General features: G+C 62.6%; 11 protein-coding genes. 5 read left to right on the top strand and 6 right to left on the bottom strand.

Annotated features, from left to right (window positions below; translation table 11 throughout):
• Positions 1 to 23: 23 nt before the first annotated feature.
• The 6 genes from ACTJKL_RS07325 to ACTJKL_RS07350 form a co-directional block, all read right to left on the bottom strand.
• Positions 24 to 920 carry a LysR family transcriptional regulator gene (locus ACTJKL_RS07325; protein WP_013850166.1) on the bottom strand — a complete coding sequence of 299 codons (897 nt, stop codon included), beginning with the start codon at positions 918 to 920 and terminating at the stop codon, positions 24 to 26.
• Between the two features lie 121 nt (positions 921 to 1,041).
• Positions 1,042 to 2,568: an ABC transporter ATP-binding protein gene (locus ACTJKL_RS07330; protein WP_440852565.1), complete on the bottom strand. Its 1,527-nt coding sequence runs from the start codon at positions 2,566 to 2,568 to the stop codon at positions 1,042 to 1,044.
• A gap of 9 nt (positions 2,569 to 2,577) precedes the next feature.
• Entirely contained in the window at positions 2,578 to 3,510 is a 933-nt protein-coding gene (locus tag ACTJKL_RS07335; RefSeq protein WP_440852566.1) for an ABC transporter permease, read from the bottom strand.
• Positions 3,511 to 3,518: 8 nt separating this feature from the next.
• Entirely contained in the window at positions 3,519 to 4,616 is a 1,098-nt protein-coding gene (locus ACTJKL_RS07340) for an ABC transporter permease (protein WP_440852567.1), read from the bottom strand.
• Positions 4,617 to 4,765: 149 nt separating this feature from the next.
• Positions 4,766 to 5,749 (bottom strand): BMP family protein, encoded by a 984-nt coding sequence (locus tag ACTJKL_RS07345; RefSeq protein WP_440852568.1) that lies wholly within the window; start codon positions 5,747 to 5,749, stop codon positions 4,766 to 4,768.
• 52 nt (positions 5,750 to 5,801) lie between these two features.
• Positions 5,802 to 7,100, bottom strand: a complete 1,299-nt coding sequence (locus ACTJKL_RS07350; RefSeq protein ID WP_440852569.1) for an amidohydrolase family protein — start codon at positions 7,098 to 7,100, stop codon at positions 5,802 to 5,804.
• 459 nt (positions 7,101 to 7,559) lie between these two features.
• On the opposite strand from ACTJKL_RS07350, the gene ACTJKL_RS07355 reads away from it, so the two are divergent.
• Genes ACTJKL_RS07355 through ACTJKL_RS07375 form a run of 5 tightly spaced genes read left to right on the top strand, consistent with a single transcriptional unit; the run spans position 7,560 to position 13,098 of the window.
• A complete protein-coding gene (locus ACTJKL_RS07355; RefSeq protein WP_440852570.1) occupies positions 7,560 to 8,339 on the top strand; it encodes a GntR family transcriptional regulator in 780 nt (259 codons plus the stop codon).
• A gap of 49 nt (positions 8,340 to 8,388) precedes the next feature.
• Positions 8,389 to 9,252 carry an FAD binding domain-containing protein gene (locus tag ACTJKL_RS07360; RefSeq protein WP_324764357.1) on the top strand — a complete coding sequence of 288 codons (864 nt, stop codon included), beginning with the start codon at positions 8,389 to 8,391 and terminating at the stop codon, positions 9,250 to 9,252.
• Positions 9,249 to 9,734 carry a (2Fe-2S)-binding protein gene (locus ACTJKL_RS07365; protein WP_100670864.1) on the top strand — a complete coding sequence of 162 codons (486 nt, stop codon included), beginning with the start codon at positions 9,249 to 9,251 and terminating at the stop codon, positions 9,732 to 9,734. Before ACTJKL_RS07360 ends, ACTJKL_RS07365 begins: the two co-directional genes overlap by 4 nt.
• On the top strand, positions 9,731 to 12,049 hold the full coding sequence (locus ACTJKL_RS07370) for a xanthine dehydrogenase family protein molybdopterin-binding subunit (RefSeq protein WP_440852571.1): 2,319 nt from the start codon (positions 9,731 to 9,733) through the stop codon (positions 12,047 to 12,049). Before ACTJKL_RS07365 ends, ACTJKL_RS07370 begins: the two co-directional genes overlap by 4 nt.
• Positions 12,049 to 13,098: a CobW family GTP-binding protein gene (locus ACTJKL_RS07375; RefSeq protein ID WP_440852572.1), complete on the top strand. Its 1,050-nt coding sequence runs from the start codon at positions 12,049 to 12,051 to the stop codon at positions 13,096 to 13,098. The genes ACTJKL_RS07370 and ACTJKL_RS07375 overlap by 1 nt, the downstream gene beginning before the upstream one ends.
• Positions 13,099 to 13,250: the final 152 nt, after the last annotated feature.

Raw genomic sequence — 13,250 nt, forward strand, 5'->3', positions numbered from 1 at the left:
ACTTTTCCTGGAAGTGGCCTGCATCACGAGAGTTTGCGGCTCGCTCCCATGAGAAATTCCTTCATTTTCGCCGCCGCCGGCGAGAGCATCGGTTGGCGGTATTGCAGAATGGAGATGTTGCGGCTGATGACCGGATCCACCAGCTCGACGATCCGGACGTCGACATTGGTCGTGAGCTGGCGGGAGTTTTCCGGAAGGATCGCTATACCCAGGCCTTCCGCCACCATGCTGATCGCCGTCGTCGAGAACCGCACCTCGTATCTCGTCTTGACCTCGACACCGGAGGCGATCAGCGCGCGATCGACGAGCCCGCGCAGGGGGTTGTCCTTTGCCAGTCCGATCAGGCCTTCGCCTGCGAGGCTTGCCCAGCTCACCTGCCGCGCCTTCGCGAACCTGTGGTCGGAGCGGCAGATCAAGGTGAGCTGGTCACGCATCAGCACGCTGGCCTGAATCTCCGGATCGTCGGCGGAAACGGTGCCGATGCCGAGATCCGCCTCGTTCCGCTTCAATGCGGAGCGGATCTCCTCCTCCGGCATGTCCCGCACCTGTACCGATATGTCGGGATAACGCTTGACGAAGCGCGCGATGACCGGCGGCAGCAAGGTCGCGGCCAGCACGATTGCCGCCGCGATCGTGACCCGGCCGCGCTGCAGGCTTGCCAGTTCGTGCACATTCGCAACCGCGATCTCGAGATCCGACATGACCTTGCGGGCCTGGGGTAAAAATTCCGCTCCGGCCGTCGTAAGGCTGACCATGCGTGTGTGCCGGTCGAAGAGCCGGTGCTTGAGGGCAACCTCCAGATCCTTGATCAGGATGCTGATCGCCGACTGCGTCAGTCCGAGGTGGTCGGCCGCCAGATGGAAACGCCCGAGTTCGGCCACGGCAATGAAGGCCTGCAACTGGCGAAGTGTCACATTCATCGGTACTTCTCTGTCTCGCGCCAGGCAGCAGCGCTGCCTGTTCCCGTTCCGCTTGAGCCAAGTTCCCTTTTTTCTGGCGCAAAAACAATGGATGTACCCGCGATCGCCTTGGACCGGTTCGTCAAGCTGCCGACAGCGGAGATTTGCCGGCCATCAGCAACCCGATCTCTTCCAGGCGGCTGCGGTCGGGCGGAATTTCGCCGACGAGGCGGCCTTCATACATGACGAGGATGCGGTCTGAGAGCGTGAACAGTTCCTCGAGCTCCGTGGATATCAGCAGAATGGCCTTGCCGGCGCTGCGCTGCTCGAGAATCTTGTGCATCACCAGCTCGGTCGCGCCGATGTCGATGCCGCGCGTAAGCTGATTGATCAGCAGGAAATCGAACCGGCGGTCCAGCTCCCGCCCGACGACGAGCTTCTGCTGATTGCCGCCCGACAAGTTCCGGATGCGGTCCCCCGGTCCCGACGCCTTGACCTTAAAGCGCCGCATGAGATCACGGGTCTGCTTCGTGATCTCGTTCAGGTCGAGCAATCCACGAGAGGAGAAGGGCGCCTTGTCGAACCGCTGGAGGATCAGATTCTCCGTCAGTGGCAGCGGCAACACGATGCCCATCCTGTGGCGGTCCTCGGGGATATGCGCCATGGGCAATTGATTTATCTCGTGGGACGACAGGCCCGCCAGTTGGATCCCGTCGAGCGTGACGCTGCCGGACCCCACCGGAAGGAGCCCCGTCAGGGCCAGCGCCAGCTCGCTCTGGCCATTGCCGGAGACGCCCGCGATCCCGACGATTTCATTGGCTCTGACCTCGAAAGATACGTCTCGCACTGCCGGAAGCCCGGCTTCGCCATCGCAGCTGAGATGCTCGACGGACAGCACGATACGACCGGGCTCGAGAGGTGCGCGCGGCAAATCCATCAGGACGTCTCTGCCGACCATCATGCGCGCCAGTTCGCGCGCGTTCGTCTCGGACGTTTTCACGGTACGAACCACCTTGGCATCGCGCATGACGCTGACGCGATCGCTGACGCGCATCACCTCGTCCAGCTTGTGCGAAATGAAGATGACCGTCTTTCCGTCCGCGACGAGTTGGCGAAGCAGATGCAGCAGGCGGTCGGTTTCCTGAGGCGTCAGGACCGCGGTCGGCTCGTCCAGGATCAACAGTTCGATGCCGTGGTAGAGCACCTTGAGGATCTCGACCCGCTGCTGTTCGCCAACCGACAGGCTGGAGACGAGCGCGTCGGGCGCCACGTCGAGACCGTAGCGGTCGCTGAGCTCCAGAATACGCGCATGGACCGCCTTCATGTCGCGGATCATCCTGAAAGGCGAGCCCTGGCCCAGCACGTAGTTTTCAGCGACCGTAAGGTTGGGGACCAGCATGAAGTGCTGGTGCACCATGCCGATGCGATGTTTGATCGCTTCGCGGGGAGAGCCCAGCTTGAGCGGCCGGCCCTTGAAGACGATCTGCCCTTCATTGGGTGAGAGAACGCCGCAAAGAATGCTCATCAGAACGGTCTTGCCGGCGCCGTTTTCGCCGAGCAGCGCGTGAATCTCGTTCTCCTCGACGTCGAGGGTCACGCCGGCGCTGACGATGAGCGGTCCGAACCGTTTATGGATGCCATCCATCAAAAGCAGTTGTTTGCCGGTCATTTTTCCCCCTCAGCTTTTCTTGTAGGCGACGCCGAGCATGCTCGGTGTGTCGACCCGGTTTCGGACGAATATCAGCGCCGCGATCGTCATGACGTAGGGCAGAGCCTGGAAGAGCTGATAGGGGAGGAAGAGCACCGGCTGCGCCTGCAATTGCAGCTGCAGCGCATAGAACACCCCGAAGAGCAGCGAGACGATGAAGGCGCCGATGGGCGACCATCTCGCAAAGACCACCACCGCAAGGGCGATGAAGCCGCGGCCCGAGGAAATGCCTTCGACGAACTGGTTGGAGTGGGCGAGCGTCAGAAAGGCGCCGCCGAGCGCCGCGAGCACCGAGCAGATGAGCACCGCGCCGTAGCGGTAGAGAGCTACGCTGCGCCCCGAAACGTCGACAGCCCTGGGATGCTCGCCGACGGCGCGAAGCGTCAGGCCGAACGACGTCCTGTAGAGCACGAAGACGGCAAGCGCGGCCACCGGAAGCGTGCTGTAGACAAAGGCGTTCTGCCGGAAGAACGCTTCGCCGAAGAACGGCAGATCGCTCAGCCACGGCAGATTGATTGGCCTGGCGATCTCGATGCCCTTGCCGGCCGAGGAAAAATAGGCGCGGAACAGAAAAGCCGTCAGGCCGAGGCCGAGCAGGTTGATGGCAGCGCCCACCACGATCTGGTCCGCCTTGATCGTGATGGTGAAGAACGCAAACAACAGGCCGACGAGAACACCCGCCGCGATCGCCGCGGCGACTCCGAGCAGGATGCTTCCGCTGGTGAAGGCGGCGGCGAAACCGGCAAAGGCACCCGCCAGCATCACGCCTTCGAGGCCGATATTGAGGACGCCGGCGCGCTCGGAAAACACTTCGCCGATTGATGCGAACATCAGCGGCGCTGCCAGCCGCCATGAGGCTGCAATGGTCGCGGCGAGAAAGCTCAGGCTTGCTACATCTTCCATGGGTCCACCTATTCGGAAGGGCGCATCGACGGGATCCGCAACACGGCAAATCCCACGACCGAGAGAATGACGATGCCCTGGACCACGAGCACGAGAACCTGAGGCACCTGCGCCGTGATCTGCATGAGCTCGGAGCCGCTTCGCAGGATTGCAAACAGGAGCCCCGAGAAGACCGCCCCGATCGGATTGTTGTTTGCGAGAAGAGCGACGGCGATGCCTTCGAAGCCGTAGCCCGGAGAGATCGACTGAAAGAGCCGCCGCGTGACGCCGGCAATCTCGAAGGCACCTGCGAGCCCGGCCATGCTGCCGCTCAGGCAGATCGACAGCATGATGTTCCTGGGAACGCTGATCCCGGCATAGCGCGCGGCGTCCGGGCTGATGCCGACCACCCTCAGCGCATAGCCTCGAGTGCTGCGAAACAGGAAAACATACATCACGACGGCAAGCGCGAGGGCGACGAGGATGCCGATGTGGAGGCGGGTCGGCGGCAGGATGCGCGGCATCCACGCCTCCTGGACCAGCCGGGCGGATTGCGGATAGGCCGCAGCCGCATCCCGCAACGGGCCGGTCACGAGATAGCTCGTCATGATGATGGCGATGTAATTCAGCATGATCGTCGTCACGATCTCGCTCGCCCGGAAATAGACCTTCAGAAGTCCGGCGATCGCCGCCCATGCCGCACCGGCAAGAGCGCCTGCGAGCATGACCAGCGGCACATAGGCCCATGCGCTCAACCCGTCGAAGGAAACGCCTACGGCGGTTGCGGCGATGGCGCCGGCATAGAATTGCCCCTCGGCGCCGATGTTCCAGATGCTGCAGCGGAAGGCGACGCAAAGGCCGACGCCGATCAGGATCAGGGGCGTCGCCTTCAGGAGAATTTCGGCGATCGAGCGGGTGTCCTGGAAGACGCCAAGTACCATCACGTCGATCACGGCGCGTGCTTCGTAGCCGTTCAAGGCAAGAAGCGCCGCCCCGCATGCGAGAGCCACAACGACAGCGGCGACCGGCTGGATGATCGTGCGTAAAGGACCGAGCAGGCCTCGCCAGAGGGCGCCATAGGCCTGGGGGACAACCGCCAGCGGCTGTCCGCTTTCACTGTTTGCCATGAGTTTGCTGCCTTCGGATTAGGAAAAGCCTGAAGCTTTCCATCGAACGATCGATCGAAGCGGTTATCGTGGCCGGATGGGGCGCATGCGAACGGCCGGGCCGACCCGATCCTTCGGGCAGTACCCCATCCTTCTTGTACCTGCGGGCGTTATTTCTGCCGGGTCTTGATTTCACCGGCTGCGATCTTGCCCTTCACCTCATCGACGTATTTGCGTACGTCCTCCGTCACCGGATTTGCAGCCTGCTCATTATAGGTGAAGCTCATGACGTCGGCATCTTTCAGGCCGAATTCGACATTGGTCGTCGGCATTTTGCCGTTCTTGATGTCCCCGACGATGCGGATGACGCCCCGGGCATAGTCGGCGACGTAAAGCCCGAGAATGTTCTTGGGAGCGACCGAGGTGTAGTCGCTGAAGATGCTGAACGTCTTGACGTCGGCACCGGATTCCGCGGCTGCCTGGAATCCCCCCACCGTCGCCCCTGAAGCATTCGGCAGCACGAAGTCGGCCCCTTGCGAAATCAGGCTGAGGCTTGCCTCCTTGGTCGCGGTCGCGTCGGTGAAGTTGCCGATATAGACTTCACTGACGGGGAAGTCCGGCGCGACGCTTCGCACGCCGTTGGTGAAACCCTCGAAGGCCTCCTTTATCGGCGGGATCTCCATCCCTCCGACGAGACCCGCCTTCTTCCCCGTCTTGGCCGCGATCACGCCCATCAGGTAGAAAGGTTGGCTCGTATCCGTGTTGAGGCCGATGACATTTCCCTCGGATATGTAGCTCGAAGAAATGAGAAAGACCGTATCGGGATATTCCGGCGCGACCTCGAGAGCGGCATCCTGAAACTCGAAGCCGTGCCCGAGAATGACGTTGTAGCCCTGGCTGGCGAAGTCGCGGAAGGCTTTCTCGAAGGATGCAGGGTTCTGCTGCAGCTCGACATAGCTGACCTCGGCACCAAGTTCCTTCTCCACGCCCTTGAGCGCGTTGAAGCCTATCCTGTTCCATCCTTCTTCCGAAATGCTGCCGGGAAGCAGCAGTCCCATCTTGAACGATGCGCCCCCGGCGAAAGCCGGCCCGGCGGCAATGAGCGCGGCCATTGCGACCGCCGACGCCAAACAGCCTCTTCTGGTAATCATCATGATGCTCCTCCCTTCCTCTCCTCATCATGCCCGTCCGACGGCGTGTTGCCGTTCAGGGGACATCTTCCAATGCGCGTATGGCCTCCATGGCAGGCGATGCGGGTGCTGCAACCGGCCGGCCTTTCGCGAGGACCTGCATGCAGTCGGGACCCCCGCTGACGAGCGCGCTGACATCCTCGCAATCGGTGACGACGAGGTCCGCCCAGGCGCCCTCGCGGATGCCGTAATCGGCGCCGAGATTCATCATGCGTGCCGGTATTGCGGTGATCATGTCATAGGCGGTGGCAAGCTCGTCGCCCCGCAGATGCCCGGCAAGCAGCGTCCAGCGCGCGATCTCGAGCATGTCGCCCGAGCCGGTCGGCACGAACGGATCCTGGATATTGTCGGATGCGGTCGCGATGGCGACCCCCGAACGGATCAGTTCGGCGACGCGCGTCAGACCGCGGGGCGGCAACATGTCGTGGCTGCGGCCCTGCAGGTAGAGATTGGCCGCAGGCAGTGTCACGACGGCGATGTCGAGATCGACCAACTGGTCGCGTATGCGCTCGAACTCCTTCCTCGGCAGCGCGCTCAGGACGGATGCGTGCCCGAGGAGGGTGCGACCCTGCAGGCCAAATCTCCGGACCCGCTCGAACACGGCGTCGAAAAGCGGCCGTTCGGGGTTCAGGTGTTCGTCAAGGTGCAGATCGACCGGCCGGCCATGCCGCTCGGCCGCGGCGAAGAGGATGTCGAGATACCGCATCGGGTCCTCGGCGACCGCCGGGGTGCCTCCGACCGCGTCGGCCTGTTCGACTGCGGCATCGATGTTCTTCTCCAGCCATTCGATATCCTGGTTGGGATGCGGCGTCATGAACGCGACGAGTTGCAGCGTCAGCCGGTCCGCCCATTCCGATCTCAGCCGTGCCAAGGCATTGATGCCATTGAAGCCGGCATCCTTGTCGACATTGATGTGGCTGCGGATCGCCGTGGTGCCGCGGGCAAGGCAGCGTTCCATGGTTCGTGCCGCACGTCGCGTCACGTCTTCTTCCGGCGCCTGGCGGGCATATCTGGCGAATGCCTCCCGCGCTCCCTGCAAGGTTCCCGAGGGATTGGGCGTGAACTTGAGGACGCTAGTCTTGTCCAGATGCTGGTGGACGTCGACGAAGCCCGGCGAGACGAGCGCGCCGCAGAGATCGACGCCGATCACATCCGGGCCTGCTTCCAGGCGATGGCCGATGCTGGCGATGCGCCCGTCTTCCCCTATGAGGATATCGCGCTCAGCGCCTGCCGCGGCTTCACCGGCAATCCGGCAGCCACGCAGGAGAAGTGCACGGCGAGCGCCGCCATGACGGGTTCCGAGAACCGTATGCATCAGTGACTCCATTCCGTCTGGCCCATTCCGTCTGGCCCATTCGATCTGTATGGAGACTAAGAAGCGGCGATTATTGAGGCAATTTCATAGTAAATATATATTGTTTCGATTTGCTTATGAATTATCCGGCAGCGCCGCATCGCTCAGTGCAGCGTACGGCTTCGCAAGAAAAAAAATAAGATAACGGCATGTAAGCGCCATTATATCCCCCAAAAGTCAGTTGCAATCGGATAAAACAGGTTTTTCTCCGGAGCAGGAACCGATGAAATTCCGAAAGTGATTTCATTGAGCCGAATTTATGCGTGGTAAGCCGGCGGAAATGGCGGGAAACCCGCAATGTATGCGCTGCAAATACGCCAAAGTTATGGATATTAGCGCCGATATGGCCGAATGATACATAACGTTGACATCCGGTCATCCAAGTATAGATTGTTGACAATCTAATCTGGAGTGTTTCGGATGGCCGCGTCGCCCTTTCTCAGGAGTGCAAGATACCGTCCCCCTGCCGGGGCCGCGATGAGCGGGCCTGAGGCCGAGCAGCGTGTCGTCCAGGTCATCGTCGAGGCGATCATGCATCATCGGGTGGCCCCCGGCGCCAGGCTGATCGAGCGCGAGCTGGCCATCGCCTCGGGCGCCAACAGGTCGGCCATACGCAACGGGCTCATGCGCCTGGCGCATGCCGGGCTGGTGGAACTCAGTCCCAACAAGGGAGCGTCCATCGCCATGTGCTCGCCCGACGAAGCGCGGCAGATATTCGACGCGCGCATCGTGATCGAGACAGCGACGGTCGAGAAGCTCGCCGGCACGATCGGCGAGGCGGAGCGTGCGCGCCTGCGGTCGTTCGTGGAGGACGAACGCAACGCCTATGAAGAGGGCCGCATGGAAGAAGCCCGGCATCTGTCCCGGCGGTTCCATCTGCTTCTGGCGGAAATGGCCGGCAACGACGTGCTGACCGGGGTGATACGTGACCTCATCAACCGCCAGCCGCTGCTCTCCTGGTCAAGGCCGGACACCGAGCCGCGCTTCTGCGGCAATCACGCGCATTCCGAGATCGTCGAAGCGATAGCAAGCGGAGATGGCGAAACGGCCGCCCGCCTCAACACGGAGCACCTGCGGGCCCTGGAACGTGAACTGGTGGCCGATCGAGCAGCGGCCATGCAGGCGTTTCGCTCCGTTCAGGCTAACGCCGGGTCCAGCGAAAGCGCACGAGGGGAGGATGGCGACCCCGGTTTCGACTGAATCAGTGCGGCACGCGGCGGCGACCGCTGTTTTTTGGGAGGAGGAATGCATGAAACCGTTCGAATATTACGAGCCGGCGAGCCTGGCGGAGGCCAGCGATCTGCTGAGGCGGCTGGGCAAGGATGCCAGCATCATCGCGGGCGGCACCGATCTGCTGGTCGAGATGAAGGAGGAGCTTCGCAGCGTCCTTCACGTCGTCAACATCAAGAAGATCCAGAACCTGAGGGATTTTACCTATGATCCGGCCGCCGGGCTTCGCTTTGGCGCGCTGGTGACGGTCCGGGAGATAGAGACCTCGCCGCATGTCATCGGCAACTATCCGAACCTCGCCAAGGCGGTAAGCCTCCTCGGCTCGGTTCAGGTGCGCAACCGGGCGACCGTGGTCGGCAACATCTGTCGCGCCTCGCCCTCAGCGGATACGATCCCGCCCCTGATCGCCGACGGTGCCAGCCTGACCGTCTATAATGGAGGCACCGAGCGGACCGTTCTGCTGGAGGACTTCTTCACCGGTCCCGGCCGGACTGTTCTTTCGCCCGGAGATATCGTCACCGGCATATCCCTGCCGGCGCCCCGCCCGACGAGCGGCCGCGCCTACATCAAGCACGGCCGCCGCAAGGCGATGGAACTCGCGACCGTCGGCGTTGCCGTCAGTATCGAACACGCGGCCGGGCACTGCTCGGACATCCGCATCGCGCTCGGCGCCGTCGCGCCGACGGTGATCCGCGCCCGCAGGACCGAGGACCTTCTCAGGGGACGGACGATCGACGCGGCGCTGCTGGCCGAGGCTGCGGAAAGCGCAATGCAGGAAGCCACTCCCATCGGCAATGTGCGCGCAAGCGCGGCCTACCGCCGCGACATGGTCGGCGTGCTTACGCGCCGGGCGATCGGCTACGCCATGGGAGGTGCACAATGAACCGGCTCGTTTCGATGACGGTCAACGGCGAGGCCCGTGAACTCGCGGTTGCTCCCAACCGCACGCTGCTCGATGCGCTGCGCAACGAAGGCAGTCTCACCGGAACCAAGAAAGGCTGCGACGTCGGAGACTGCGGTGCCTGTACGGTGATCATGGACGGAAGGCCGGTCAATGCCTGTCTGGTGCTCGCCGTCGAGGCCGAAGGCGCGACGATCGAGACCATCGAAGGCCTGCAGCCGGCTTACGACCGGCCGCACCTGCTGCAGCAGAAATTCATGGAGCACGGCGGTGCCCAGTGCGGCTTCTGCACACCGGGCATCATCATGATGGCCAAGGCGCTGCTCGACGAAAACCCGGACCCGAGCGAGGACGAAATCCGCTTCGCTCTAGCCGGCAATATCTGCCGATGCACCGGCTACACCAAGATCATCGACGCTGTTCGGGCCACGGCCGAGGAACTGAGAAAGGCGGAGACACTATGAACACCTATGAAAGGATCGACAGAGACCTGTCCGACCGGGACTTCACCGTCGTGGGCAAGAGCGTCAAGCGGTCCGATACGCTGGAGAAGGTCACGGGTACGGCCAGATATGCAGGCGACGTCGCCTTGCCCGGCATGCTCCATGCCAAGATGAAGCGCAGCAATGTCGCGCATGCGCGCATCGGGAGCATCGACACGAGCAAGGCGCTGGCGCTCGAGGGGGTCAAGGCGGTGCTGACGCACCAGGACGTCCCACGCGTCCTGCATGCGGGCTCGCCGCATCCGCGCTCGGCATCCGTTACCAAGGACCAGTATATTCTCGATGACAGGGTGCGATATTGGGGCGAGGGCGTCGCCGCCGTCGCCGCCGTCAGCGAGGAAATCGCCGAACGCGCGGTCGCGCTCATCGAGATCGAGTACGAGCCCTTGCCTGGCCTTTTCACCATCGAAGCCGCATCTGAGCCCGGCGCTCCGCCGATCCATGAGAACGGTCTCGACCGGAACCATGTGCTGCCGCCGGTCTTCGTCACCCGCGGCGACGTCGACAAGGGTTTCGCCGAGGCGGATCTTATCCTCGAGCGCGAATACGATCTCGGCCGCCCGACACCGGCCTATATGGAGCCCAATGTCTGTGTGAGCCAGTGGGACGGCAACGGCAAACTCACCATGTGGACCTCGACCCAGAGCGCATTCATGGTCCGCGGCACGCTTGCCGAAGTGCTCGGCGTACCGCTGAACAAGGTACGCGTTATCGTCGATCACATGGGCGGCGGCTTCGGCGCGAAGCAGGATCTTTTCCAGAACGAATTCCTCTGCGCCCTGCTTGCGCGGCAGACGGGGCGTCCGGTCAGGATGGAGTTCAGCCGCAAGGAAACCTTCCTCGGCGGCCGCTCGCGTCACCCCGGCAAGATATGGCTGAAGCAGGGCTTCACCAAAGACGGCCGGATCGTCGCACGCGAAGCCAGGGTCACCTTCAACTCCGGCGCCTACGGCTCGCACGGTCCCGGCGTCACCAATGTCGGCACTGCAGCGCTGACCTCGCTCTACCGCTGCGAGAATGTGCGGCTGGAAGGCCGCTGCATCTATACCAATTCGCCGATTGCCGGCGCCTTTCGCGGCTACGGCGTCGTTCAGACATATTATGCGCTCGACCTCATGATGGACGAGGCGGCCGAGAAGCTCGGCTTCGATCCGGCCGAGTTCAAGCTGATGAACGCCGTACGCGAGGGCGACATGGCACCCTCTGGGCACCCGATCGTCGGACATGGCCTCGGGGATTGCATCCGCCGCGTCATGCAGGAGACGAACTGGCACGACTTGCGCATGCGAGAGAAGCCGGAAAGCGTCAGGCGCCGCGGGATCGGGATCGGCTGCGAAATGCACGGATCCAGTGCCTATCCGGGTATCAAGGAACAGGGCAACGCGATCGTGAAGATGAACGAGGACGGAACGGTGACGCTGATCACCGGCACCGCCGGCCTCGGCACCGGCGCGCATACGGCGCTGTCGCAGATCGTCGCCGAGGAACTCGGCGTGCCCTTCGAAGCCGTCTCGGTCGTCCAAGGGGACACCGATATCGTCCCCTGGGATATCGGCGCCTTCGCCAGCCACACGACCTATCTCGGCGGGCGGGCGGCTCAGCTCGCAGCCGCCGACGTGCGCAGACAAGTGCTCGAACACGCCGCGCCCCTGCTCAAGGCCGAGCCCGAGGATCTCGCGATCCGGGACGGTTTCGTGGTCGTCACCAACGGCTCGAACCGCAGCATCCGGCTTTGCGAGGCCGTCGGGCCGCAACGGGGAATGCCGGCGGTGCAACTGGTCGGCGTAGGCACCTACATGCCGACCAAGTCCTACTCCTTCGCCGCCCATTTCGCCGAAGTCGAGGTGGATACCGAAACCGGCGAGGTCGCCGTTATCGAGGTCGTGCCGGTACACGAGATCGGCAGGGTCATCCATCCGATCGCCGCGGCCGGACAGATCGAGGGCGGCATTCAGCAGGGCATCGGCCACACCCTCAGCGAGGATTATGTCATCGACCTTACCGATGGCCGTTCCCTCAATCCGAGCTTCGTCGATTACAAAATGCCCTTGTCGATGGACATGCCGTCGATCCGCACCATCATCCTCGAAACGGCGCCGGACCCCGGCGGTCCCTACGGTGCCAAGGGCGTCGGGGAGGATCCGATCATCGCGATCGGACCGGCCATCGCCAACGCCATCCACGACGCCATCGGCGTCCGCTTCCACCACTACCCGATTACGCCGGAACAAGTGTTGAACGCCCTCAAGTCCAAAGCCAACGAAACGAGGCAGTGATGCAGACCAAACATCCTCAGGACAGCAAAATTCCCGTTACCATCCTAACCGGCTTCCTCGGTGCCGGAAAGACGACGCTTTTGAACCACATATTGACGGAACGGCACGGTCACCGCATCGCGGTGATCGAGAACGAGTTCGGCGAGGTGGATGTGGACTCGGATCTCGTGCTCGCCTCCGAGGAAGAGATCTACCAGATGAAGAACGGCTGCATCTGCTGCTTCGTCGATGTGCGCAACGATTTGATAGAGGTGCTGCAGAAGCTGCTTGCCCGAAAGGACAAGTTCGACCACATCCTGGTCGAGACCAGCGGACTTGCCGATCCGACCCCCGTCGCGACGGCTTTCTTCATCGATGATGAAATCGGCAAGCATGTAACGTTGGACGGCATCGTGACGCTGGTCGATGCCAAGCACATAGGGCAGCATATCGACGATCCCGTCCTGGACGGACGCGACAACCAGGCCGTCGACCAGATCGTCGCCGCCGACCGCATCATCATCAACAAGATCGACCTCGTATCGGAAGGAGAGATCGCTCCGCTCGAGCGCGGCATGCGCAAGCTCAACCAGACGGCCGAAATCGTACGCTCGAGCTACGGCAAGGTGGAGCTGTCGAGCATTCTCGGCATTTCCGGCTTCGCGCCGTCCTACGTCGCCGAACGCGCAAAGCTGCTCGACCTCGATCACCATCACCACCACGATCATCACCACCATAACCATCATCTGCATGACGCGACGGTCAGCTCGGAATCCTTCGTCTTCGACCGGCCTTTCGACCAGCGCCGCCTGACGGACTATCTCTCGGGCCTGCTTCGGGAGGAAGGCGACGACATCTTCCGGACCAAAGGCATCATAGCGATTGCCGGCGATCCTCGTTTCTTCGTGCTGCAGGCGGTGCACAAGCTGATGGACTTCCGTCCGGACCATGTCTGGGGGAAGGACATGCCCTACACGAAGCTGGTCTTCATCGGCCGCAACCTCGACCGGGCGGCGCTGGAAAAAGGACTGGAGCTTTGCCTTGCCTCGGCGGGCAATACGGATAATTGATCCGGGGGAATGACGCCAATCCGCCGAGGCCGGGAGGCTTCGGCGGATTTGTCATGTTTGAGCGGGAACAGCGGATCCCACTTGCCGCAACCGGCCGGAAAAGGCGAGGGCAGAAGGGGGTAACCTCACCCGCCGTTGATTGCATAAAACCG

The organism is Sinorhizobium sp. 22678 (genome assembly GCF_052044265.1).
Taxonomy (GTDB): domain Bacteria; phylum Pseudomonadota; class Alphaproteobacteria; order Rhizobiales; family Rhizobiaceae; genus Sinorhizobium; species Sinorhizobium meliloti_A.